General features: G+C 62.7%; 20 protein-coding genes and 1 riboswitch. Of the genes, 14 read left to right on the top strand and 6 right to left on the bottom strand.

Annotated features, from left to right (window positions below):
• The first annotated feature begins 164 nt into the window (after positions 1 to 164).
• The 8 genes from BN3266_RS09620 (at position 165) to BN3266_RS09585 (ending at position 5,727) form a co-directional block, all read left to right on the top strand.
• Positions 165 to 395: a spore coat associated protein CotJA gene (locus BN3266_RS09620; RefSeq protein ID WP_059004983.1), complete on the top strand. Its 231-nt coding sequence runs from the start codon at positions 165 to 167 to the stop codon at positions 393 to 395.
• Positions 388 to 639, top strand: a complete 252-nt coding sequence (locus BN3266_RS09615) for a spore coat protein CotJB (RefSeq protein ID WP_021658920.1) — start codon at positions 388 to 390, stop codon at positions 637 to 639. Before BN3266_RS09620 ends, BN3266_RS09615 begins: the two co-directional genes overlap by 8 nt.
• Positions 640 to 642: 3 nt before the next feature.
• Complete coding sequence (locus BN3266_RS09610) at positions 643 to 1,239, top strand: manganese catalase family protein (RefSeq protein ID WP_021658919.1); 597 nt, start codon at positions 643 to 645, stop codon at positions 1,237 to 1,239.
• Between the two features lie 179 nt (positions 1,240 to 1,418).
• A complete protein-coding gene (locus BN3266_RS09605) occupies positions 1,419 to 2,057 on the top strand; it encodes a TetR/AcrR family transcriptional regulator (RefSeq protein ID WP_059004982.1) in 639 nt (212 codons plus the stop codon).
• Position 2,058: 1 nt separating this feature from the next.
• Positions 2,059 to 2,943, top strand: a complete 885-nt coding sequence (locus tag BN3266_RS09600) for an ABC transporter ATP-binding protein (protein ID WP_059004981.1) — start codon at positions 2,059 to 2,061, stop codon at positions 2,941 to 2,943.
• The gene (locus tag BN3266_RS09595) at positions 2,943 to 3,740 is read left to right on the top strand and encodes an ABC transporter permease subunit (protein WP_059004980.1); all 798 of its coding nucleotides are present in this window, start codon (positions 2,943 to 2,945) and stop codon (positions 3,738 to 3,740) included. Before BN3266_RS09600 ends, BN3266_RS09595 begins: the two co-directional genes overlap by 1 nt.
• A 48-nt stretch (positions 3,741 to 3,788) precedes the next feature.
• On the top strand, positions 3,789 to 4,079 hold the full coding sequence (locus BN3266_RS09590; RefSeq protein ID WP_059004979.1) for a DUF1905 domain-containing protein: 291 nt from the start codon (positions 3,789 to 3,791) through the stop codon (positions 4,077 to 4,079).
• 208 nt (positions 4,080 to 4,287) lie between these two features.
• Positions 4,288 to 5,727, top strand: coding sequence for a potassium/proton antiporter (locus BN3266_RS09585; RefSeq protein WP_059004978.1), 1,440 nt, complete (start codon positions 4,288 to 4,290; stop codon positions 5,725 to 5,727).
• A 71-nt stretch (positions 5,728 to 5,798) separates the two neighbouring features.
• Here BN3266_RS09585 and BN3266_RS09580 read toward each other — a convergent pair whose 3' ends face one another.
• The 3 genes from BN3266_RS09580 to BN3266_RS09570 form a co-directional block, all read right to left on the bottom strand.
• Positions 5,799 to 6,704 carry a helix-turn-helix domain-containing protein gene (locus tag BN3266_RS09580; protein ID WP_059004977.1) on the bottom strand — a complete coding sequence of 302 codons (906 nt, stop codon included), beginning with the start codon at positions 6,702 to 6,704 and terminating at the stop codon, positions 5,799 to 5,801.
• A 182-nt stretch (positions 6,705 to 6,886) separates the two neighbouring features.
• Positions 6,887 to 8,650: an ABC transporter ATP-binding protein gene (locus BN3266_RS09575; protein ID WP_059004976.1), complete on the bottom strand. Its 1,764-nt coding sequence runs from the start codon at positions 8,648 to 8,650 to the stop codon at positions 6,887 to 6,889.
• Positions 8,650 to 10,374: an ABC transporter ATP-binding protein gene (locus BN3266_RS09570; protein WP_059005570.1), complete on the bottom strand. Its 1,725-nt coding sequence runs from the start codon at positions 10,372 to 10,374 to the stop codon at positions 8,650 to 8,652. The genes BN3266_RS09575 and BN3266_RS09570 overlap by 1 nt, the downstream gene beginning before the upstream one ends.
• 177 nt (positions 10,375 to 10,551) lie before the next feature.
• On the opposite strand from BN3266_RS09570, the gene BN3266_RS09565 reads away from it, so the two are divergent.
• Complete coding sequence (locus BN3266_RS09565) at positions 10,552 to 11,427, top strand: LysR family transcriptional regulator (protein WP_059004975.1); 876 nt, start codon at positions 10,552 to 10,554, stop codon at positions 11,425 to 11,427.
• A 631-nt stretch (positions 11,428 to 12,058) separates the two neighbouring features.
• Here BN3266_RS09565 and BN3266_RS09555 read toward each other — a convergent pair.
• Entirely contained in the window at positions 12,059 to 14,665 is a 2,607-nt protein-coding gene (locus BN3266_RS09555; protein ID WP_059004973.1) for a hypothetical protein, read from the bottom strand.
• A gap of 983 nt (positions 14,666 to 15,648) precedes the next feature.
• Between BN3266_RS09555 and BN3266_RS09550 the strand changes: the two genes are divergently transcribed.
• The 3 genes from BN3266_RS09550 (at position 15,649) to BN3266_RS13930 (ending at position 18,962) form a co-directional block, all read left to right on the top strand.
• Entirely contained in the window at positions 15,649 to 16,839 is a 1,191-nt protein-coding gene (locus BN3266_RS09550; RefSeq protein WP_059004972.1) for an RNA polymerase sigma factor, read from the top strand.
• Positions 16,840 to 17,316: 477 nt separating this feature from the next.
• On the top strand, positions 17,317 to 17,826 hold the full coding sequence (locus BN3266_RS13300) for a DUF4365 domain-containing protein (RefSeq protein WP_082671777.1): 510 nt from the start codon (positions 17,317 to 17,319) through the stop codon (positions 17,824 to 17,826).
• Positions 17,823 to 18,962, top strand: coding sequence for a hypothetical protein (locus tag BN3266_RS13930; protein WP_075109735.1), 1,140 nt, complete (start codon positions 17,823 to 17,825; stop codon positions 18,960 to 18,962). Before BN3266_RS13300 ends, BN3266_RS13930 begins: the two co-directional genes overlap by 4 nt.
• A 784-nt stretch (positions 18,963 to 19,746) precedes the next feature.
• Here BN3266_RS13930 and BN3266_RS09540 read toward each other — a convergent pair.
• Both BN3266_RS09540 and BN3266_RS09535 read right to left on the bottom strand, forming a co-directional pair.
• Complete coding sequence (locus BN3266_RS09540) at positions 19,747 to 20,316, bottom strand: folate family ECF transporter S component (RefSeq protein ID WP_059004970.1); 570 nt, start codon at positions 20,314 to 20,316, stop codon at positions 19,747 to 19,749.
• 192 nt (positions 20,317 to 20,508) lie between these two features.
• Positions 20,509 to 20,605: riboswitch (THF riboswitch) on the bottom strand.
• Between the two features lie 67 nt (positions 20,606 to 20,672).
• Positions 20,673 to 21,614, bottom strand: coding sequence for a radical SAM protein (locus BN3266_RS09535; protein WP_059004969.1), 942 nt, complete (start codon positions 21,612 to 21,614; stop codon positions 20,673 to 20,675).
• 496 nt (positions 21,615 to 22,110) lie between these two features.
• Between BN3266_RS09535 and BN3266_RS09530 the strand changes: the two genes are divergently transcribed.
• Positions 22,111 to 22,821 (top strand): ABC transporter ATP-binding protein, encoded by a 711-nt coding sequence (locus BN3266_RS09530; protein ID WP_021658901.1) that lies wholly within the window; start codon positions 22,111 to 22,113, stop codon positions 22,819 to 22,821.
• Entirely contained in the window at positions 22,814 to 24,427 is a 1,614-nt protein-coding gene (locus tag BN3266_RS09525) for a hypothetical protein (protein ID WP_059004968.1), read from the top strand. The genes BN3266_RS09530 and BN3266_RS09525 overlap by 8 nt, the downstream gene beginning before the upstream one ends.
• Positions 24,428 to 24,750: the final 323 nt, after the last annotated feature.

Here is a 24,750-nt window from a genome sequence, read left to right as displayed (position 1 = left end):
TTATACACCATTTTCTCGCCTTTCGCAGCCATTCCCCGAAAAAAGGGCAGCCGCATTTTGGCGGGGACTGGGCGGGGCGGAACGGCGGCCGGGCAAACGCCATAGTGTGAAACGGGACGGCGGAGAGCCGCCCTCTACTCTCAACAGACAAGGAGACAACTGCAATGTACCAAAACGATCTCCACGCCAAGGGCTGCGGCTCTTGCGGCGGCGACTGCGGCGGGGGCTGCACCGGCGAAACCGGCGGCAGATGCCCCCAGCAGCCCGCGATGGGCTATGTTCCCGACCAATCCTTCTCCAAGCTGTACACCCCCTCCACTGCGCTCTGCCGCGGCACCCTCTTTGGCGCCCTCGACAAGCCGTTTTCCGGAAAGGGGTGCCATCGCGATGAATAGAGAAAAAGAAAAGCTGATGAAGGTCATTCGGGAGAGCGACTTCGCCATCCAGGAATGCGCCCTCTACCTGGACACCCATCCCCGCGACAGCGCCGCGCTGCGCCTCTACGGCGACCAGCAGGCCCTGCGCAAAAAGGCGGTAGACGCCTACGAGCAAGCATTCGGCCCGCTCACCACTGCCGGCAACCAGTTTTCCAGCTGGCGCTGGATCGATGACCCGTGGCCCTGGGATTTGGAGGACTGACCGATGTGGACTTATGAGAAAAAACTGCAATTCCCTGTGCAGATCAAAACGCCCAACCCGGCGATGGCCAAGGTCATCATCACCCAGTTGGGCGGCCCTGACGGCGAGCTGGCCGCCAGCATGCGCTACCTCAACCAGCGCTACTCCATGCCCTACAAAGAGTGCAAGGGCATCCTCACCGATGTGGGGACAGAGGAGCTGGCCCACGCCGAGATGATCGGCTCCATCGTCCACCAGCTGACCCGCTGCCTCTCCATGGAGGAGATCAAGGAGGCGGGCTTTGACGCCTACTTTGTGGACCACACCACCGGCGTCTACCCCCAGGCGGCCGCCGGGTTCCCCTTCACCACGGCGGTGCTGCAGTCCAAGGGCGACGCCCTCACCGACCTCTTCGAGGACCTGGCCGCCGAGCAGAAGGCCCGCACCACCTACGACAACCTGCTGCGCCTGGTGGACGACCCCGACGTCATCGCCCCGCTGAAATTCCTGCGGGAGCGCGAGGTGGTCCACTTCCAGCGCTTTGGCGACGCGCTGCGGGTGGTGCAGGACAACCTGGACTGCCGCAACTTCTACGCCATGAACCCCGAGTTCGACAAATAGCCTCTCGGCCTCCTCCCCTCTCTCTCGCCCGCGCCGCGGCCCTCCGCCCGGCGCGGGCTTTTTTTGTCAAAAGGCCCCCCTATTTCAAATTTGACAGGGGGGGTTGTCCCATCCGGTCAACGTGCTATAATGGGAGCCAAGCCGGCCGACCGACGCCGCGCGAGAAAGGGGGACGCCGCTTGCATCCCAGATTTTTTGCCCTGCCAAAAAGCCGGCAGATGCAGATCGTCAACGCCGCCATGGAGGTCTTTTCCCAGGGCGACTACCGCCACTGCGTCACCGACGACATCGCCGCCCGGGCGGGCATCTCCAAGGGGCTCCTCTTTCACTATTTTGAAAACAAGCTGGGGCTCTATCTCTACCTCTACCGGTACGCCCTGGACCTGGTGAGCGAGCGGCTGCGCGCCCCCGCCATCGCCCAGGAGCGCGACTTTTTTAAGCTGCTGGAGAGGGCGGCGCTGGAAAAGCTGGTCCTGATGGGGGAGCATCCGGCCCTCTTCGCCTTCTTCTTTCAGTCCCGGGTGGAGAAGGACGAGACCGTCCTGCGGGCCCTGGGGACCGTGTGGGACCCCCTCATCGACCAGAGCGCCGGGCAGATCCTCGCCCAGACCGACTGGAGCCGCTTCCGCGACGACGTGGACCCCAAGCTGGTTTTGGATCTGGTGCTCTGGAGCGCAGAGGGCTTTTCCAAGCTGCACGGCGAGCTTCGCGCGGGCGATTTGGAAGCACTTACTAGAGAGTACCTGCGGGCCCTGGATTTGATGCGCCGCCACTTCTACAAGCCCGAGTGGCTGGAGCCGCGGCAGAAGGAGCAGTGAGATGAACACCATTGAAATCGACAGGCTGACCAAGGACTACGGCCGGGGGCGGGGGGTCTTCGACCTCACCTTCTCGGTGGCACAGGGCGAGGCCTTTGGCTTTTTGGGGCCCAACGGCGCCGGGAAGACCACCACCATCCGCCACCTGATGGGCTTTAGCCGGCCCCAGTCCGGCTCCTGCCGCATCGGCGGACTGGACTGTCTCACCCAGTCCCCCAAGATCCAAAAGGACCTGGGCTACATCCCCGGGGAGATCGCCCTCCCCGACGAGATGACCGGGCTGGAATTTCTCCGCTTCCTCGCCCGCTACCGGGGGGTGTCCGACTTCTCCCGCGCCGAGGCGCTGATGGCGCGCTTCGAGCTCGACCCCCGGGGGCGCATCCGCCGGATGTCCAAGGGGATGAAGCAGAAAGTCGGCATCGTCTGCGCCTTCATGCACGACCCGGCGGTGCTGGTGCTCGACGAGCCCACCAGCGGCCTCGACCCGCTGATGCAAAACCGCTTCATCGAACTGGTGCTGGAGGAGAAGGCCCGGGGCAAGACCATCCTCCTCTCCTCCCACATGTTTGAAGAGGTGGAGCGCACCTGCGACCGGGTGGGCATCCTCCGCCAGGGAAAGCTGGCCGCGGTGGAGGGGGTCGACCGGCTCAAGGCCGACCGCCGACGCACCTACGTGGTCTCCTTTGAAAGCGAGGGGGAGGCCGCCGCCTTTGCCGCCGACGCGCCCGGGGTCAAGGGCACCCGGGGACGGCGGGTGACGGTGGAGGTGGCCGGTCCCTTCGGGCCCTTTACCGCCGCCCTGGCCCGCCACCCGGTGACCGGGCTGGAAGAGGTCCGCCTGACGCTGGAGGAGCTCTTCCTCCACTACTACGGGGAGGGAAAGTAATGCGCCTGTCACTGTTTCGGGAGGGGCACCGCTCCAGTTGGAAGCTGCTGGTCATCTTCGCCGCGGTGCTCTCCCTCTACATCTCCATGATCACCACCATGTTCGACCCCGAGATGGGGAACATCCTCCAACAGCTCTCCGACTCCATGCCCCAGCTGATGGCCATGGTGGGGATGCAAAATCCCGGCACCACCCTGGTCAGCTTCCTCTCCACCTATCTCTACGGCATGCTGCTGCTCGCCTTTCCCCTGGTGTACGAGGCCATCACCGCCAATCGGCTGGTGGCCCGCCAGGTGGAGCGGGGCTCCATGGCCTACCTGCTGGCCGCCCCCTCCTCCCGCACCCAGGTGGCCCTGACCCAGGCCTCGGTCCTCCTCACCGGCACCGCCCTGCTCATCGGCTACTGCACCGGCCTGGGCGTCCTCTGCGCCCACCTCTTCTTCCCCGGCGAGCTGGACGTGAGCGCCTTTCTCCTCCTCAACGCCGGGCTCCTCCTCCTCCACTTCGCCGTCAGCGGCATCTGCTTTTTTGCCTCCTGCCTCTGCAACGAGGGGCGGACCGCCTCCCTCCTGGGGGCGGGCATCCCGGTCCTCTTTTTGCTGATGCAGATGCTCTCCAACATGGGCGGCAAGCTGGAAAATCTCAAGTACGCCAACCTCTTCACCCTCTTTGACCCCGCCGGCCTCATCGCAGGCGAATCCTCGGCCCTCTGGGGGCTGCCGGTGCTGGCGGCGCTGGGCGCCCTCCTCTACGGGCTGGGCGTCTGGGTCTTCTCCCGGCGGGACCTGCCCCTCTGATTGGGCGCGCCCGCTCCGGGGCACCCTTTGGGGGAGGAGGCGAGAGCGATGAAACCACCCGTCTACCGCTTTGAGGCGGTCATCCAAAAGGTGGAGGGGCTCGACGGCGCCTATGTGGAGATCCCCTTTGATGTAAAGGCGGCCTTCGGCAGGCTGCGGGTGCCGGTGCACGCCACCTTTGACGGCTACCCCTACCAGGGGAGTCTGGTGCGCATGGGCACGCCCGGGCACATTTTGGGGCTGCGAAAGGAGATCCGCGCCGCCATCAGCAAACAGCCGGGGGACCGGGTGACGGTCGCCCTGTGGGAGCGCATCCCTCCCGAGCGCCCAACCAAATAGCCGCCCACCGGGGGCCGCGCAGAGGGCAGAAGCCGCCTGCGCGGCCCTCTTTTGTTCCCTTTTTTCCAGAAAATAACCAGCTCTATTTGGTTGATTTCTCCATCTTTTCCCAGTATACTGGAGACAGAAGAACAAGACGAGGCCCCTTCCGGGGGCCCCGCCTTCTTTGTATCTCGCCCATCCACCCCTTTTGTAAAGGAGGTCTGCCATGACGACAAACGCCCTCTTGCTGGCGGCGCTGGCCCTGGCCATCGCCCTCTGTGCCCTCTGCACCAAGCTGTCCCACCGGCTGGGCATCCCCGCCCTGGCCCTCTTCTCCCTCATCGGGATGCTCTTCGGCTCAGACGGGGTCCTGGGCATCCCCTTTGCCGACGCCGCCATGGCCGAACAGCTCTGCTCCCTCGCCCTGGTGCCCATCCTCTTCTACGGAGGCTTCGGCACCAACTGGAAGACCGCCCGCCCGGTGGCGGGGCGGGCCATCCTCCTCTCCAGCGCCGGGGTCTTTCTCACCTCCGCCCTCACCGGCCTCTTCTGCCACCTGGCCCTGGGGATGAGCTGGTGGGAGGGGATGCTCATGGGCTCGGTGGTGGGCTCCACCGACGCCACCTCGGTTTTTTCGGTCCTGCGCTCCCACAAGTTGAATCTCAAGGGGGGGCTGGCCCCCCTGTTGGAGGTGGAGAGCGGCAGCAACGACCCCTTCGCCTACATCCTCACGGTGGCCATCCTCTCCCTCAAGGGGGGCGAGGGGTCCCTCGTCGGGCTCTTCTTGGCACAGGTGGGGGGCGGGGTCCTCTGCGGGTTCGCCCTGGGGGCGGCGGCGGTCTTTCTCATGAAGCGGCTGCACTTTGAGAGCGAGGGCTGGCAGCCCATCTTCACCCTGGCGCTGGCCCTGCTCATCTACGCCCTCACCGGCCTTCTGGGGGGCAACGGCTACCTGGCCGTCTACATTTCCGGCATCCTGCTGGGCAACGCCCCCATCCCCCACAAGCGGCCCCTGGTCCACTTCTTCGACGGGACGACCTCCCTGCTGCAAATCGCCATCTTCTTCACCTTGGGGCTGCTCTCCTTCCCCAACGGGCTGCCGCGGGTCCTCCCCGCCGGGTTGGCCATCTCTCTCTTTCTGGCCCTCGTCGCCCGGCCGGCGGCGGTCTTTCTGCTGCTGGCCCCCTTTCGCATGCCCTGGCGGCAGAAGCTCCTCCTCTGCGTCGCCGGGCTGCGGGGGGCGGCGGCCATCGTCTTCTCCCTGGTGGTGGCGGCCGGGGCCCCGGGGCTGGAGCGGGACATCTTTCACATCATCTTCGTGGTGGCCCTCTCCTCGGTGACGGTGCAGGGGGCGCTGATCCCCTGGGCCGCCAAAAAGCTGGATCTGGTGGACCCCGACGGCACGGTGCTGGAGACCTTTACCGACTACCAGGAGACCGGCGCCGCCCGCCTGGTGCAGCTGCCGGCGGGGGCACTGTTACAGGGCGCACCCCGCTTTGTGGCCGATCTCCCCCTCCCCGAAGGGGTGCTGATCGTGGAGATCCTCCGCGCCGGGGAGACGGTGGTCCCCAGCGGCGGGACCCTGGTCAAAGAGGGGGACACCCTCACCCTCTGCGGGGAGGAGGAGAGCCTCTCTGCCCTCCTCTCGCCGGAGATACGGGGCTGATGTTTCACCGGCTGCAAAAGGGGAGCGGCGCTGGAAAAATCCAGCGCCGCTCCCCTTTTTGGATGCGCGTTTTACAGTTTTACCGCCGGCACCGCCACCCGAGCGCCGGTCTCCTGCTCGGCGCCGAAGTTGAAGGACGGGCCGCTCTCCGGGGCAAAGCGGTAGCCGAAGGACTCGGGGCGATAGCGCTCCACCGCCCGCTGCACCGACTCGATGGCCAGGCAGAAGTCCTCCTCCCGGTCGTAGGGCTCGCTCTGGAAGTAGAAAAGGGCCCCGGCCGGCAGCTGGGCCAGCGCATACCCCTCCGGCACCTCGCCGCAGTAGTCCAGGGGCAGTTCCACCCCGGCGGCGATGTTGGAGCAGCCCTCCTTCACCAGCTGGGGCGGCAGCTCCAACAGGGCGGCGGTGTCCATCTTCTGGGGGATGCTGTTCAGCAGCCCCTCCCACTCGCAGCCCATCTCCTCGCAAAAGGAGAGGTAGTCCTTCCCCTTTTTGGAGCAGAGGTAGAGCAGCTTTCTGCGGGGTCTCTCCTGGACGGTGACGGTACACATCTTGATTTCTTCGCTCATCTGGCATTCCTCCTTGCGGCGGATCAGGGCCTGATAGTCCCTGATCGGGTACTGTACGAACAGGGGGATGGGGGACGGCGAGCGCCGGTAGCGCGACGGGGCGACCGAAAAGCGGCTCTCAAAGGCCCGGGTAAACCCCTCGTGGCTGGCAAACCGGCTGTCCAGGGCGATGTCGAGCACCGGATCCCGGGTGTCCCGCAGCCGGGCGGCCCCCTGGGTCAGCAACACGGCCTGCAGGTACTCCCGCGGGGTCTGCCCCAGCAGCTCCTTGAAGAGGCGGTCGGCGTGCCGGCGGGAATAGCCGGCGGCGGCATACATCCCCTCCAGGGAAAACTCGTCGCTCCCCGCCCAGCGGCGGATGTAGTCCTGCATCCGCTGGACAGCGGCGGTCTGTTCGGTCAGCTCCATCTCTCTTCCCCCCTCTCACAGGATACCAGAGCGCGCCCCGCGGCGCTTGACCTGGTTGGACAACCCCTTTTGGGCCAGTGTAACACCCGCCCCCCTCCCCGGGCAAGGGTCGATTTTTTCCAGGGCGGCAAAAGGGGGCGCAGCCCCTGTTCGGCTGCGCCCCCACGGGCGGTCTGTTCGGTCTACTCCTCTGCCCCGGCAAACTGGCTGTTGTAGAGTTCGGCGTAAAAGCCGCCCCTCTCCAGCAGGGACTGGTGGTTGCCCTGCTCCACGATCCTGCCGTCGCGCATCACCAGGATGCGGTCGGCCTCTTTGATGGTGGAGAGCCGGTGGGCCACGATGAAGCTGGTCTTCCCCCGCATCATCTCGTCAAAGGCCTTTTGGATGCGGATCTCGGTGCGGGTGTCGATGTTGGAGGTGGCCTCGTCCAAAATCAGCATCGGGGGCGAGGTCAGCATCACCCGGGCGATGCAGAGCAGCTGCTTTTGCCCCTGGGAGATGCTCCCCCCCTCCTCGGAGATGACGGTGTCATACCCCTGGGGCAGCCGCTTGATGAAGCTGTGGGCGTGGGCCGCTTTGGCCGCCGCGATCACCTCTTCCTCGCTGGCATCGGGGCGGGCGTAGGCGATGTTTTCCCGCACCGTGCCGGTGAAGAGCCAGGTGTCCTGCAGCACCATCCCGTAGCAGGCCCGCAGGGAGCCCCGGGCGTAGTCGCGGATGTCCTTGCCGTCCACCGAGATGGCGCCCTTGTCCACGTCGTAAAAGCGCATGAGCAGGTTGATGAGGGTGGTCTTGCCGCAGCCGGTGGGGCCGACGATGGCCACCCGCTGGCCCGGCTCCACCTGCAAGTTGAAGTCCTCGATCAGGGGCTTTTTCGCCTCGTAGGCAAAGGAGACCCCCTCCACCGCCACCCGGCCCTCGCAGGATGCGGGGCGGGCGGCCTCCAGCGCGTCGGGGGACTCGCTGGGCTCGTCGAGCACCGCAAAGACCCGGCGGGCCGAGGCGAGGGCCGACTGCAACTCGGTCACCACCCCGGAAATCTCGTTGAAGGGCTTGGTGTACTGGTTGGCGTAGGCCAAAAAGCTGCTGATCTGGCCCACGGTGATGGCCCCGTTGATGGCCGCCACCGCGCCGATGATCCCCACCCCGGCGTAGACCACCCCGTTGACAAACCGGGTGCAGGGGTTGGTGAGGGAGGAGTAGAACTGCGCCTTCACCCCGCAGTCGTAGAGGCGGCTGTTGATCTCGTCAAATCGCTCCTGCGAGGCGGCCTCCCGGCCAAAGGCCTTGACGATCTTCTGGTTGCCCAGCATCTCCTCCACGTAGCCGCCCATCTCGCCCCGCACCGCCGACTGCTCCCGGAACATGTTGTGGGAGCGCTTGGCGATAAAGCTGGCCACAAAGAGGGAGAGGGGGGTGATGAGCACCACCACCAAGGCGATCTTCACATTGATGGAGAGCATGAACGCCAGGGTGCCGAGGATGGTGATGACCCCGGTGAAGAGCTGGGAAAAGCCCTGGAGCATCCCGTCGGAGATCACGTCGATGTCCGACACCACCCGGGTGATGAGATCGCCGTGGGAGTGGCCGTCGATGTAGCGCAGGGGGACGGTGGAGAGCTTGGAAAAGGCCTGCACTCGAATGTCCTTGACGGTGTGGTAGGTGATTTTGTTGGTGCAGTAGGTCATCAGCCACTGGGTCAGGGCCCCCAGGGCGTAGACCCCGGCCAGCCAGCCGGCCATCCCCAGGATGCCGGTGAAATCCACCTGCCCGGGGCCGACGATCATGTCCACCGTCCGCCCCACCAGCACCGGGCCGGTGAGGGTGCAGGTGACGGTGGCCACCGCGCAGAGAAGGGCCAGGGTCAGCAGCCACCAATAGGGTTTTAGATATTTGAGGATCCGCCCCAGCACCGGGGTGCGGTCCTCCTGCCTGATTTTCGCCATCAGCGGCTCACCTCCTCTTCGCTGAGCTGGGAGAGACAGATCTCCCGGTAGACCGGGCAGCTCTCCAACAGCTGTTCGTGGCTCCCCACCCCGGCCAGGCGGCCGTCGTCGAGGACCGCGATCACGTCGGCATGGCGGATGGCGCTGGCCCGCTGGGAGACCACAAAGACGGTGCTCTCCCCCGCCTGGGCCCCCAGGGCGGCGCGCAGGGCCGCGTCGGTGCGGTAGTCCAGGGCCGAGGAGGAGTCGTCCAAAATCAGGATGTCCGGCCGCCCCACCAGGGCGCGGGCGATGGCCAGCCGCTGCCGCTGCCCGCCCGAGAGGTTTTTGCCCCCCTGCAAGATGGGGGTGTCATACCCCTGGGGCAGCTTTGCCACAAATTCGGCCGCCTGGGCAATGTTCAGCGCCCGGGCGATCTCCTCGTCGCTGGCGTCGGGCTTTCCCCAGCGCAGGTTTTCCCGCACCGTGCCGGTGAAGAGGACCGATTTCTGGGGGACGATGCCGATTTTTTTGCGGAGGGCGGCGGTGTCGTAGGCCCGCACGTCCACCCCGTCGATGAGCACCCGCCCGGCGGTGGCGTCGTAGAAGCGGGGGATCAGGTTGACCAGGGTGGACTTGCCCGCCCCGGTGCCGCCGATGATCCCCACCGTCTGCCCCGGCTGCACCGTCAGGTCAACTCCCTCCAGGGCGTTTTCACCGGTGCTGTAAGCAAAGGACACCCCTTTAAAGGCCACCTTGGCGGTCCCCGAGAGGCCGCTCTCCTCCCCGCCGGGGAGGATGGAGGGCTCGGTCTCGAAAATCTCGTTGACCCGGCTGGCCGAGGCCGAGGCCTTGGTGAAGATGACCACCAGGTTGGCCACCACCACCAGGGCCAGCAGGATCTGGGTCATGTAGTTGACCAGGGCGATGATCTGCCCCTGGGTCAGGGCGCCGCTGTCCACCCGGAAGCCGCCGAACCAGAGGATGGCGATGATGGCGAAGTTGACGATGATGGAGGTGAGGGGGTTCAAGAGGGCGGACACCTTCCCCACCCGCACCGAGGACTGGGCCAGATCGTCGCTGGCCGCGTAGAAGCGCTGGTTCTCGTGCTCCTGCTTGGAGAAGGCCTTGATGACCCGGGCGCCCTCCAAATTCTCGCGGGTGATGAGGCCGATGCGGTCCAGCTTTTTCTGGATGGTGCGGTAAAAGGGGATGGTCCGCTTCATCACCTGGTAGAGGACCAGGGCCACCAGGGGCCCCGCCACCAGGAAGATGAGCGACAGCTTCCAGTCCAGCCAGATGGCCATGACGGTGGAGCCGATGACCAGGAAGGGGGCGCGGATCACCAGGCGGATGAGCATTGCCACCGCCACCTGCAACTGGTTGACGTCGCTGATGATGCGGTTGATGAGGGTCGAGGTGCCCAGCTTGTCGATCTCGGCGTGGGACAGGGTGCCCACATGGGCAAAGAGGTCGTGGCGCAGCCGGGTGCCCACCCCCTGGGAGGCCCGGGCGGCCGAGTACTGGCAGATGAGGGCGCAGCCCAGCCCCACCAGCCCCAGCAGCACGATCACCGCGCCGGTCTTGAGCACGTAGGGCAGGTCGCCCCGGGCCACCCCGTCGTCGATGATCTTGGCCATCAGCAGCGGCACGATCAGCTCGAAGATGGCCTCGGTCAGCTTGAAGAGCGGGCCGATGATGACCTGTTTCCGAAATTCCTTTAGATAGCGAACCAATTTCAGCAAGATGTTTTCCCCCACTTTTTTCGGGTTTTGCCGGGCCGTTTGTTGCAAATCCCCGGCAAACTGTTATTATAATAACAAATGCGCAGCTATATGAAAAGGATTTTATTTGTATATTTTCCATTCAAATTCCGTATAGTTTGCCCCGCCGGAAAGGCGGGGGATGAGGAGGTCGTTTCGTTGGAGCTAAAACAGCTAGCCGCCTTTGTCGCCGTGGCGGAGGAGGGCACCATCTCCGCCGCCGCCCGGCGGCTGCACATGACCCAGCCCCCCTTGAGCCACCAGCTCAAGCTGCTGGAGGAGGAGCTCTCCCTCACCCTCTTTGAAAGGGGGGCGCGCAAGGTGACCCTCACCCCCGCGGGCGAGCTGTTTTACCCCCGGGCCGCCAACATCTTGGAGATGGCGCGGGTGGCCCGCAAGGAGCTCTCCGACCTGGCGGTGGGCAAGCGGGGCACCCTGCGGCTGGGCACCGTCTCCTCCTCGGGCAGCGCCCTGCTCTCCAGCCGCATCCGCGAATTTCACGCTCTCTACCCCGACGTGGACTTCTCCCTCCACGAGGGAAACACCTACCAGCTGCTGGAACTGCTGCGCGCCGGCATCATCGAGGTGGCGGTGGCCCGCACCCCCTTTCAGGCCGAGGGGTTTCACTGCAGCTACCTGTCCCCCGAGCCCATGGTGGCGGTGGCCGGGCCCGCTCACCCCTGGCCGGGGGAGGGGGCGCTCCCTCTCACCTATTTAAAGGGGCGGTCCCTCATCCTCTACCGCCGGTTTGAGGATCTGATCGCCCGCCAGTGCGCAGCGGCGGGCTTTGCCCCCACCGTCCTCTGCAAAAACGACGACGCCCGCACCACCCTCATGTGGGTGGGGGCGGGGCTGGGGGTCGCCCTGGTGCCCCGCTCGGCCCTTAAAATCATGCAGGGATTGCAGGTGAGCTGCCGGGAAATCGACGATCCGGCCCTCACCACCCAAATCGCCGCCGTCTGGGCCAAAAACCGCCCCCTCTCCCCCCCGGCACAGGGGTTTGTGGAGGTCTTTTCCCGGGAGCGGGAGGTATGAGGGGGGCGGCGAGTCAGTTTTCCCCGTGCCCCCAAAAAGGCCGCTGCCCTCTGGCAGCGGCCTTTTTGGAAAGGGGGGGATGAGGGGTGCTTGGCCCTCTGGGGGCAGACGGCATGGGCGGGGGTCTGCCCCTGTGCGGAAGGGGAGGGCGCATGAGGCAAAGAGCCCAAAAGCGCCGCCGGGCAGCCTGTGACAGGTTGCCCGGCGGCGCTCCTCTTTTGGGCCGAAAGACTCCCCTCTCCCTCCGTGGAGGCGGTGAGGCGTGCGGGGAAGCCCGCGCCGCTCTCCGCCAACACTTTCACCTTGCCCAGCGTCATCCCTCCAGGCCCCGGCGCTGGAGCCGGAGGAGGCGATTGTAGAGGGGGATGTCCCTTTCGGCGGCGGGGACAGGGGCGAGAGGTCGGGTTCCCGCCCAGGTGGCGCAGACTGGGACCGGCCACTGGGCGATGGCCGGGCAGGGGCGCTTAGCCACCATCCTCGCCGAGAGGCATGCCGTGGCGATGGGAAAGAGCGGGGGCGCGGCCGGCCCTTATTGCGCCAAAAAGGCCGCTGCTTTTTGGCAGCGACCTCTTTGAAAAGGATATTGAAGGGGTCTTTTACCCGTTGACAGCGGTTGGCCCGAGCGGAGAAATCAGAGGGCTTCCCCCTCTCTCTCCTCTTCCTTTTTCTCGGCGGAGAGGTTCCACAGGGCCATGAAGATCACCCCGCCCCAGCAGAGGAGGGCGGGCACATCCAGCCCGCAGCGGGCGAGGAAGGCCAGGGAGACGGCGCAGCCGCCCGCCAGGGCCAGCAGCGCCGCGTCCCAGAGGGTGAGGCCGTGTCTCCCCCGGCCGAGGAAGGTCTTGCGCCCCAGCCAGTAGAGCAGGGTGCAGAGGGCCCCCAGCAGGGCCAGCCAGTGGATGGGGCAGTGCCCGTCCGCCCCGCGGCCGCTGCCGCCGTCCATCCCGGTGTAGGGGGTGGCGCCGCCCGACGAATTGCCGTCGGGGGCGAGGCCGCCGGCCGCGCCGGGTTTTAGCTGATATTGCAGGAAAAGGGAGGTGCGGTTTCCAGCGGAGTCTTCCAGGGTGTAGGCGATCAGGTATTCCCCCGGCTGGGTGGTGTCGATGCCCTCCACCGCCTTCCCGTCCCGGCTCACGGCAAAGCGCACCTCTTTTAGCATCCCGTCCGGCTGGGCGGAGGTGAACTGGTACCGGCTCCGCAGAAAGGCCCGCAGCTCCTCCCCGTCCAGCCAGCCGTCCGACAGCGGCGGATCGGTGATGGTCTGTGCCAGCCGGTCCGTCACCGTGGCGTACTTGGTTCCATTGATCCAGTCCTCCACGATTTCCGGCTCCTCCAGCTCGCTCCCCGGCTCCACCGTCGGGTCGCTGGGGTCGTAGGCCACCCAGGGCGGGCTCCCCACCGGCAAAAAGGTATAGGTCAGGTAGACGGTGGTCTTGTTCCCCCGGCTGTCGGTGGCCGTCTGGCTGATGACGCAGCTCCCCGGCTTGGCGGTGTCGTACCCCGCCGCGCTCACGTCCTTGCCGTCCTGGGTCACACAGATGGGCGAGAGGTGCAGCTCCCCGTCCCCCTGCTGGCTCACAAACCCGTACCGCCCGGCAAAGATCTGCTGGGCCACCTCTCCCGTCAGGCTGCCGCCGTAGACCCCGGGCTCCCTGACCCCCTCGGCGATCTGCTCGTAGACATAGGCGTGGTAGCGCCCGGTCTCCGTATCCTCCTTGATCACCGGCTGGGGCACCGGCTTCAGGGGGTCAAAGGGCGGGCCCACCGGCGGGGTCCCCTCCTCCTGCCGCTCCACCAGCGGCGGCGCGTCCGGGTCGATGAGGGTGTCGGTCAGGTAGAGGGTGGTGGTGTTCCCGTCCGCGTCGGTGGCGGTGCAAACCACCACAAAGCTGCCCGCCTGGGTGGTGTCCACCCCCTGGCCGCTCACGTCCACCCCCTTCTGGGTGATGGCATAGGTGTAGTTCAAGCTGTCGTCCCGCTCCACGTTGGAGGCAAAGCCGTATCTCTGGGCCATCAGCTCCGCCGCGTCCTCCAGGGTGAACCGCCCGCCGTAGAGGGGGGCCGTCTTGTCGATGTACTCGCTCATGCTGTCGCTGGCCGCGGCGTGGCGCAGGCCGCCCCCGTCGGTCTCCTCCTCCGGCTCCAGCGCCGGGGCCTCCGGGTCGGTCGGGGTGACACTGGGCGGGGCGTTGAAGGAGACCGGCGTGGCCTCCCCCACATTCCCCGCCGCGTCCACCGCCCGGTAGAGCCCGTTTTGGTTGATGGTGGCGCTCTCGCTGGCCTTGCCGTTGCCCTTCTCCGCCCCCTCGGTGGGCAGGTCGAAGGTCTCGGCCGCCACCCACTCCTTGGAGGCAGTGTCGTACCGCTCCAACTTCCAGATGCCGGAGAGGTTGTCCGCCAGGGTCACCGCCGAAGCCGGGGCGGCCGCCCGCCGGAACCCAAACAGCGCGGGGGCCGGGCTGGCTGCCGTCAGGGTCGGCGGTACCTTGTCCACCTTGATGACGTCGTCGTTTCGCACCGACTTGGCCCCGCTCTCGCTGTTTTCTGCCTGCAACGCCACCGGCGTCTCGGTCTCGTCGGTATAGAGCAGGGGTTCCTTCTCACTGGTGAGGGTGGCGTGTACCGTCCCCTCCTCCGGATCCTTGATGTAGAACTGGTTGAAGTCCCCGGGGTAGAAGGTGATGGCCACGTCCGAGTTGTTCCACCCGTTCTCGTTGGGGCTGGTGCGGGTGTAGTGATAGTCCTTCCCCGCCTCCCCCGCCGGCTTCTCCGGGTCGGCCGGGACCAATGGCTGGGCGGGGATCAGCTCGGCCCCCGAGTACTGCTTGGAGCCGAAGAAGTCGTCGCTCATCCGCTGGCCCACCGTGACGGACTTGCCGTCGGGGTTGTTGATTTTTGCCTTGTAGGTGATGACGTTCCCCGCCGCCGTGCAGCCGAAGGGGATGCCCTCCCCCGACACGTCGTAGGGCTGGCCGGAGGCGTTTGTCACCGCCTTGCCGTCCACCGTCACCGTCTGCTCGGCTCCCGTGAGGATGTCCAGCCCGGCGGTGGGGTACTTTTTGACCTTTTCGTCGTCCTCTGGCACCAGGGTCAGGTGGTCGTAGACGATTTCCTTCCCCGCGTCGGGGTGGGTGTTCTTCACCGTGGCGCGGACGGTGACCACGTCCCCGTCCTGCAGGGCCAGCTTCTCCTCGTCGGTCATGGTGTTCCCGTCTTCGTCCAGCAGCTCGGTGCTCACGAACTGAGGGGTGTAGTGGGTGTAACGGGCACTGTTAAAATGAGCTTTGATTGTTCCCTTAGGGGTTGTTCCGCTTTTCAGCCAATGGGTTAAGCCTTGGATGCTTATTGTCATCTTATCGACGTTAAGATAATTGCATGCAGTGACTGTTGTCGAAACTGTTTTGTCACCATAGACAGCCGTCAACTGTTTGTTTTTTGCACTGTAAGATAACGTATATGTATGGGTGCCCTTCATATGGTTTGCAGAAAGTTTTTGTTGACTAAATATTTTGTCCACCACAGATGAGGAATTATAATGTTGTATTTTTATTGCCAAATCATTATCACCCATCCTCCCGGAATCCACCGCAACACCGCCATTTTTTCCCGCCAAAAAATACCTGACATAACAAATTTTCGCTGCATCTTGTACTAATTCAAAGTCAGTGGAGAATTCCCAGTCAGCATTCATAGAAACTTGATTGATGCTATTCACCGTTCCGGAGTTGTCCCAATAGTTAGTACCCCATTCAGGTGTCACCCATTGCATTCCCGGTCGGGATGGATCGCTAAACACAAGATTATTTTTATTCATTTCAATCGGATTGCCCTTGAAAATTGTCTGCAAATCAAAGCTCCCCACAAACTCCGTGGAGCTGTCCTCGTCGGAAGGATCCCCCTCCCCCTCGGCCAGGGCCGAAACAGGGGGCATCCCCAGGCAGAGGGCTGCCGCCAATCCCAGTGCCGCAAGCCGCGTGGGCAGTCCCCTCCGTTTTTGCTTTTTCATTGTCTGCTCTCCCCTTTTTCCATTATTTTTCTGTCGCGCATTCGGGGGCACCGCCGCCCCTCCCCCCGGCCCGCACCGGGGCTTAACGGACGGCCTGTTTTCCCCTTCTTTTTTCTAAGAGAAACGGTTGGGGGAAAAGTGGTCACAACTTGAAAAGAAAAATTTATTTGTTACAATGGGGAAAACCGACTTGTCGAAAAAGGGGGAAATAGCAGGTGAAAAAGGCAACGCACGGGCAGCTTGCCCAGTGGCTGGAAGCGGCCCGCCAGGGGGACGAGGCGGCATTTCGCGCCCTCTACGACGCCACCGCCCCCCTGCAAAAGAGCCGGGCTTTGGGGATTTTAAAGGACCCGGAGTTGGCCGGCGAAGCGGTGCAGGAGAGCTATCTCGCCTTTTTCCGGTCGATGGGGAACATCCACTCGGGCAAGGCGGTGGTGGCCTACCTCAACAAGACCACCTACTACGCCTGCCTGGCGGTGCTGCGGCGGGAGAAACGCCCCGCCGAGGGGGAGCAGGCCCTGCTGACCCTGGCCGAGCCGGAGGAGAACGGCCCCGAGGCCCAGGCCGACCGCAGCGACCGGCAGCAGCGGCTGCGGGCCGCCCTGGACAGCCTGCCTGACCGCCAGCGCCAGGCGGTGCAGCTGCGCTATTACCAGGGCAAAAAGCTGGCGGAGACCGCCCGGGAGATGGGCTGTTCCCAGAGCACCGTGCAGCGGCTGCTGCGGGAGGCGCGGGGCGCTCTCCGCGCCGCTCTGGGCGGCGGACTGCTCACCGTTTTGCCCCTGGGGGTGGCCGTGCGGGTGGCGAGCCGCGCCCCCCAACCGGCCCGCCGGGTGCCTCGCTGGGCCGCGGCGGCCGCTGTTTTGGGGGTGGGCGCCCTCACCGTCGCCGTCTGGCAGGCCCTGCCCCCCGCCATCCAGTCGGCAGAGGCCCAGGTGAGCGACCCGGCCAACACCGCCACCATCGCTGTGCGGCTGGGCGGGCGAACCGCCGACCAGGTGCGGCTGATCGACGCCCAGGGAGGGGCGGTGGACTTTGCCCCCCAGGGGGACGGCCTCTACCTGGCCACCGCCCGGCAAAACGGCACCTACCGGGTGGAGGCGGCGGCCGGCAGCCGCCTGTCCACTACCTCGGTGGCGGTGGACGCCCTGGACACCGAGGCCCCCGCCCTCCTCCGGGTCGAGCGGGAGGGGAGCGACACCCTGATTGCCCTGCAAGACAGCGGCTCGGGGGTGGACTGGGCGTCCGCCGTCGCCTGCGCGCCCACGGGGGAGGTCTACGCCCCCCAGCCCCACGCGGAGGGCGAGGGTGTCGTCCGCTTTTCCCTGCCGCCGGGGCGCTACACCCTGAAGGTGCGCGACCTGGCAGGCAACTGGGCCCAGGGTCCGCTGCAGGTGCTGGGGTAAGCGATAAAAAGGGGGGAAGGCGCAGGCCTTCCCCCCTCTTATGGCACTGTCAAGTCCGCAGGAGAGAGCAACACAGATAAGCTGCGGGAAGCCCTTGCCCAAAGGACAGTCAATATAAAAAAAACAGCCCTGAAATCACAAGATTTCAGGGTTGTTTTGGTAGAGATAAGTGGAATCGGTCCGCTGATCTCCCAAACGCCATTCAAGTGCGCTCTCAATACAAGTATGTAACGTCCCCTTTTAAGGGGCCTGAGAGAGTATTTTTAACGCGCAGGAAAACTTATCACTTTAACTTGAGAATATAGGATGCACTGCTTTCAAAACTTCTTTGAGTAACCTTTCCATGAATTGTTTGGGCGTGCACGCGAATATCTGTGTCCCATTGATTTCCAATCATTTTAAACAATTTGTTGCAAAGGAGTCGTTGGTGAGCTATTATTATTCTATAAATAGCCTGTTGACGGGAGTGTGAGACATATGCCCATAACTATTCAACATCAAAAAGAAGCACTAAGCCAAGCATATGTCCGTGCTGTAATCGCTAAGGCAGGATTCAATTTTGGTAAGTCCGAATTTGACTATGGAATTGATGGCACTATAAAGGATGTTATCAATCGTGGTGGGCGTTATTGTGAAAGCTGTTTCGGGATAAACTTTCAGCTCAAAAGTTCCTGCAATGTGTCTTTTCAAGATGGAAAAGTAGTATACGATCTCGAAAGCAAAAACTATAATGATTTGATTTCCGAAAGTTCAATGTTGCCAAACATTCTAATCCTACTTGTATTTCCGGAAAATAGTGATGAGTGGTTAGATGTTTCCGCAGATCAGCTTGTTTTAAAAAAGTGCGCATGGTGGTGCTCTTTAGAGGGTCAGGAACCAACCATTAATCGGGCAACAAAGAGAATATCTATACCTGATTGTCAAATATTCTCATCAGCCGCCTTAGTTGACCTCATGGAAAAGGTGAAAGGAGGCGAAAAACTATGAATTCTTATCTGTTGAAGAATCTTAGTGGCATAACCTCCGCATCCATAGAGAAATATCTCTTGTTTACTGGGTGGGATAGAGATGATACATTCAAAAATCCCAGAATATGGGCTTTTAAGAACAGGCTTGACCCAGAGTTTACAATTGCTGTTCCTGCAAGTGAAAAAGCTACCGATTTTTATTCTCGAGTATATGACCTGATTCAGACCTTATCAATTATCAATCAGAAAACAGAGCAAGAAATTATTGAAGCGCTTAAAAGTGCTTATACAGACCGATTGCAATTTCGTATTATCACCGAAGAAAGTAAAAAGGGGAAAATCCCGCTCGACTATGCTGCTCACTGCTTGGAGGGCTTAAAAGATTTAGTCCTGTATGCTGCGTGTGCAGAGGAAAATGCAAAGCCTGTTTGTGCACGAACATACAATAGCGCTAAGCGTTCTCTTGAACGTTTTCAATTTGGGCAAACGCAAATTGGCAGCTTTATCATCAATATTGATGTGCAAGTTGCCGATGAAGAAAACGAACAGCTATACCTTATGGAAGCTGCCTCTCCCCTGGCTGAGCCGCCTGAACATAAAATCATTAAACGTATTGGAACCGCCATTACCCAAATTGACCGTGTTGCCAAAAGGCAAGTTAAAGTCGGAGACTTGATTGAAGATGCATATGAAAATGGTATAACTGCGAATATGTGTGATGCTCTTTCAAAATTGAAACCAGAAAGTTCGGAAGATATTATAGTTGAAACATCAATTTATTACGCAGAGGCTATCACTCAAAAGGTTGTACCACCCCAAATCTGCATATTGGATAATATCCATTTTGCTTTTATAGATGAAATATCCAAGCGGTACAAAGATTGCACATTGATTGAAGATGTAACCCTTGAAGGAACAATAAAAATGCTGTCGAAAAACATGGCAAATGATGGAGATGAAGTGGAAAACACAGTGCGCCTTTTGGCAAAAGTTGATGGTCAGATGCGCTCTATAATCCTACATCTTTCTTCCGATAATCACACATTAGCTTGTAACGCTTATCGAGACGACAACGAAGTGCGAGTCAGCGGGACGATTGACAAAAGCAGGAAGCATTGGTTTTTCACAATAGTCAGCGAATTTACAGTAATATAGTGTTGCTAAACGCCGCCCAAGTAAGACTATGGGCGACGTTTTCATATAATTACATATTGAGAGGAGGTCACAAGCCCCCAGCCAGCAAAAGTTATTCTTTTTTATGCCACAAAAAGGGAGATTAGCGAATGGCAGATGAAAAAGGAACATAGGCCCGGAGAAGCCTATCGTTCCCGAGGCCCCCTCATCGGATATCCCCGGCGCTCCCCTGCTCTCTCTGTAATGGAACAGGGCACGATCCCTGGCATGGAGGAAGTCCCCGATCCCTCCACAACGGTGATTAATCTCGCGGCGGCGCGGAAAGCCCAAAACAGGCTGAACAGCCCGCACCGGATAACTGGGTGCCGTAGAAGAAAACTTCCGACGAGCTTGAAGCGAAGCAAAAAAGCTACTGCGGCGTCTGGCGCGCCAAATGGGGCGAGGAGGGTATAGCTCATTCGGAATAAGCGCAGGCGGCTGAATTGCATACAGAAAACAAGGCAGAGAACAGCAGACCACACAAAGACCAACTATGTAAATTGGACAATACTCTAAAATATGAGGGTATGTCTGCGTTGAGTGCAACGTCTGCGCACCAAAGCTAGAACGGCACACAAAAAAGAAAATCCTTGAAAATACAGTGTTTTCAAGGATTTCCTCTGATGGAGAGCAGCGGGATCGGCCCGCTGCCCTCCCAAATGCGATTCAAGCGCTTTCTCGGGTGGGCTATACCCCCAGATCGTTAGAGAGTGCATATTCGATTTTGGGTTTTGAGGTACCGGGGCACGCAACCGCTTCAACTGTGCTACCGGGAGAGGGGCCCCCCCGTCTGCCTCACCCGCACCCGTTCCAGCAGCCGCAACATCCCGTAGAGCAGGGCGGTGTCCACCGGGAACATCACCAGCTGTTTGGTCAGCCGCACGGTGGAGATGAGGACAAAGGCCTTGCCGTAGAGGATGGAGAGAAACAGGGGGTTGAGCACCAGGTTGATGACCAGGGAGACGGTGAGTTTGGCGCAGACCGCCCGCCAGAGTTTCACCGGCTTTTTGTAGAGGTAGAGGCCGTAGAGAAAGCCGGAGAGGCAGGCGTTGAAGGTGAAGCCGATGAAGTAGGGCCCGTCGGGGTGGATGAGGTATTTGATGATGTCGCCAACTCCCCCGGCGGCCGCCCCCAGCAGCGGGCCGTAGAGGAAGCCGGTGGCCGCCACCGCCAGAAAGCTGAAGCCCACCTTGAGCAGCTCGGAGAGACGAAGGGTGAAAAAGCTGAGCACCACGTTGAGGGCGGTCATCATCGACGCCCCTGCCAGGCTGGACAGGGTCCGAAACTCCCTCGCTGCCAGCCGAAATCGGTTTTTGGTCTTGGTTGTCTCCTGCATGGGACACACACTCCTTTCTTGACAGCAGAAAGGGGCGGTGCGCCAAAGCGCGCCGCCCCGTACAAGCCGGTATTGCCACATCGCGTAAAGGAGTGCCCCCGGCCCGGCCATCCCCCCAACGGGCGGAGAGAGCAGCCGGGACCGGGAAACGTATTGCGGGGGCGGGACCGGCCCGTCCCCCCTTCACCGTGCAGCAGCGGGATGCGGGGACCGCACCGCAAGTCGCCTTTTCGTCCGCCCGACAACTCCCCGTTCGAGCGGCACTTAACGCGCGGTCCCCTACTCTGCTTAAGCAAGGCCAGTATAGCAGTTTTTTCCCCCGTTCACAAGAGAAACTTGACAGACCGGCGCGGCTCTCACCCCCGCCGCAAAAAGGCGGGCAGGCCGCTGCCGTCAAAGGGGGGGATGAAGCTCTCCTCCGCCGTGTCCCCCTCCTGCACAAAGCCCTTTTCCACCCCGCAGTCCACCGCATGGTCCACCCACTGGTCGTACTCGTCGGGGGTGACGGTGCGGCAGAGTTCCGGCCAAGGCGCCACCTGGGGGAGGATGGGGGTGTACTGGTTCATCAAACTCAGGTAGACCCGGTCGCCGTAGCGCGCGTGCAGGGTTGCCGTCAGCCGCTGGGCCTCCCCCACCCGGCCGGGCAGCAGCAGCTGGCGGATGATCACCCCGCCGGTCATCACCCCCCGCTCGTCCAGCCGGGGCGGGCCGGTCTGCTCCACCATCTCGTCCAGGGCGGCCACGGCCACCCCAAAATAGTCCTCCACCCCCGAATAGCGGCGGGCCGTCTCGGCCGAGAGGTACTTGCAGTCGGGCAGGTAGACCTGCACCTTCCCCCGCAGCAGGCGCAGGCACTCCACCCGCTCGTACCCGCTGGTGTTGTAGACCACCGGCAGGCGGAGCCCCTGCGCCCGGGCCAATTCCAGCGCCCAGAGGATGGAGGGCAGGTAGTGCCCTGGGGTGACCAGGTTGATGTTGAGGGCCCCCTGCTCTTGCAGGTGGAGAAAGACCTGGGCCAACTCCTCCTCGCTGACCTCCTGCCCCTGCTGGCGGGCGCTGATGTCGGCGTTTTGGCAGTAGACGCACCGCAGGGTGCAGTGGGAGAAAAAGACCGCCCCGCTCCCCGCCTGGCCCGAGAGGCAGGGCTCCTCCCAGTAGTGGAGGGCGGCCCGGGCGATTTTGGGGGTGGCCCCTGCACCGCAAAAGCCGGTCTCCCCTGCCAGCCGGTCGACCCCGCAGCACCGGGGGCAGAGCCGGCAGCACTTGTAAAGGGACAGATAGGGGTTTGTCCGCTCCATCTCGCTCTCTCCTCTCCCTCGTCAAACTTCCCCTGTGGCTGTGGGGGTGCCCTTTTGCGATACCACAAGGGCAGACCGGCATCGCCCGCGCGTTGGGGCAAAAGCGCCAACAGCGCCCATCCGCCCTGCGCACCGGCCGCATCATCGCCGCTTTTTGGGCTGTTGTACCACTGGCGCCGGGGGCGCAGTGGGGTTTTGGCCGCGGACAGGGGGCAAACGGTGCTTGCGCATCTGCCGGGCCATCCCCGGTATAGCAGCCGCTCTGCGACCAGTATACCACATCCCCTCCCCGCTGCAAAAGGGGGACTTTCCCCCCGCCCGGGTAGGGGCGGTTTTGCCCGGCGGCCACCACCCGAAAAAGGGGTGCTCCTTCCCCCTCGATTTGCCCGGAAAGGGGATTGACAAACAAATCACAGCTATGTATCATTGTATTATTCCAGCAATACAATAACCAAATCACACCCGTGTTTCCCCCGTTGGGGGAGGAGGAGACCAGATGACACAGCTGACACTGCAGGGAATCACCAAGTCTTTTGGGGAGAAGCAGGTCCTCAAGGGGGCCGACTTCGCCTTTGAAAAGGGGAAGATCTACGGCCTGCTGGGCCGAAATGGGGCGGGCAAGACCACCCTCTTCAACTGCCTGTCGGGGGAGACCCCGCCGGACGGCGGCCAGGCGCTGCTGGTGGACGAGGCGGGGGCCCGCCCCCTGCAGGAGGGGGACGTGGGCTACGTCTTCTCCACCCCCATCCTGCCCGAATTTCTCACCGGGTACGAGTTTGTCAAGTTCTTTATGGACATCAACCGGGAGAAGATCCACTCCTCCATGGGGATCGACGACTACTTCGACCTGATCCGCTTTGCCCCGGAGGACCGGCACCGCCTCATCAAAAACTATTCCCACGGGATGAAGAACAAGGTGCAGATGCTCTGCTTCATCATCGCCAAGCCGCCGGTGATCTTGCTGGACGAGCCCCTCACCTCCTTCGACGTGGTGGTGGCGCTGGAGATGAAAAATCTGCTGCGGGAGATGAAAGACGAGCACATCATCGTCTTCTCCACCCACATCCTGCAGCTGGCCACCGACCTCTGCGACGAGATCGTTCTCCTCACCGGGGGCGAGTTGGAGCCGGTGGACGCCTCCATCATCCACAGCCGCGAGTTTGAGGACCGGGTGGTCGAGCTCTTGAAGGAGGAAGGCCATGATTAACACCCTTCGCCAGAGCTTTCAAATCGGGGCGGCGGTGACCGGCAACACCCTCATCTACTGGTGCCAGCGCCTGCCCCTGGTGGGAAAGCTCTTCAAAGACCGGCTCTACGCCGAGGGCTCGCTCAAAGACGGGGTCTGCGCCGTGGCCTTTTTGCTCAAGGCCTGCACCCAGGTGCTCTACAAGGCCCTCTACGTCTGTCTGGCCATCTGGCTGCCGGCGGCGGTGGTGATGGAGACCCTCACCCCCCAGCAGCGGGTGGACGCCTTTCTCTGGTTTCTGCTGATGATGAGCTTTGTGGGGGGTGCCCTCATCAAGACCGCCATCGGGGACACCAGCGCCGTCAAGTACACCTGCGTCAAGTTGATGGGGATGCCCGCGCAGGAATACCTGCCGGTCAACGGCCTCTTCTCCCACCTGATGGACATCCTCTACCTGCTGCCCGCCACCGCCCTCTTCTCGGCCCTCATCGGCTTTGGGGTCCTGCGGGGACTGCTGCTGGCCCCCCTGTGGGTGGCCGCCCACCTGATCGGGGAGCGGGTGCAGCTCTGGCTGTTTGACCGCTTCGGCCTGCTGACCCAAAAGAAGATGGCCTACCAGTGGGTGCTGATCCTCCTCATCCCCCTGGCGGCCTACCTGCCGCCCTTCTTGCAGGCCATCCCCCCGGTGGGGCGGGTGGTCGCTTCCCCCCTCTTCTGGGCCGCCCTGCTAGGGCTGGGGGCGCTGGCCGCCTACAGCCTCTTTCGCTACCGCAACTACCCCGCCTTTGCCCGGCAGGCCCTGCCCTTGAGCGAGGTGCAGCTGGACGCCAAAAAGGCCTCGAACCAGGCCCAGTTCGCGTCGGTCAAGCTGCGGGACAAGGACTTTGCAGGCGACGCCCTGCAGACCGGCAAATACGACCGAAAAACGGGGTACGACTACCTCAACGCCATCTTCTTCGACCGACACAAGCGGCTCTTCTTCCTGCCGGTCTGCCGCCGTCTGGCGGTGGTGGCGGGGGCGGCCATTCTCTCCTTCGGCTGCCTTCTCTTCTTCCCCGAAATCGCCCGCAACCTGGGGGGGTATCTCCCCCAGTCCCTGCCGCTGATGGTCTTTTTGATGTACCTGCTCTCCATTGGCGACCAGGCCTGCCGCGCCATGTTCTACAACTGCGACATCAGCCTGCTGCGCTACGGCTTCTACCGGCAAAAGGAGGTCATCCTCCGCAACTTCCGCATCCGGCTGCGGCGGCTCTGCGGCTTCAACCTCATCACCGCCGGGGGCATCTGCCTCTACGTCCTCTCCTTCGGGCTGGCGGCCGGGCTGAACTGGCCTCCGCTGGACATCCTCTCCTACTGCGCCACCGTGCTGATGCTGGCCGTCTTTTTCTCGGTGCACCACCTGTTCCTCTACTACGTGTTCCAGCCCTACACCGCCGAGCTGGACATCAAAAACCCCTTCTACACCCTGCTGAACATGGTGGTCTACATCGCCTGCTTTGTCTGTCTCAAGCTGGACAGCCAGCCCGCCGGCTTTGCCTTCATCGTGCTGGGGGCCACCATCCTCTACACCGCCGCCGCCCTGGTGCTCATCTACCGCTGGGCGCCCAAGAACTTCCGGGTCAAATAGGCGGCTAAATCACGAGCGCCGCGCCGCCCCATTTTGGGGGTGGCGCGGCGCTCGTTCTATTCGGGGCGGGGGGCCCCCTCTTCCGGCTAGGACGGGGACTGCTGATGTTGGGTTTGTGCCGGTCAAAGAGGAGGGCGCTGGGGAGAGTTGCAGCCCTCTTTTCAGTCGCATTGGCCGGTCCGCGGGGCGTTGTCTGCAAAGCTGTTGTCCCGCAGCTTGACCGGCGCGAATTGGGCCCGATCCGCAGCCCTTTAGATGTCCGGCAGGAGCCCCTCTCCCACCAACTGGGGAGGGACAACGGAGCGCCCCTTTTTGATTCCCAA

Source organism: Bittarella massiliensis (ex Durand et al. 2017) (assembly GCF_001486165.1).
Taxonomy (GTDB): domain Bacteria; phylum Bacillota; class Clostridia; order Oscillospirales; family Ruminococcaceae; genus Bittarella; species Bittarella massiliensis.
This window is presented reverse-complemented; position numbering and strand designations above follow the sequence as displayed.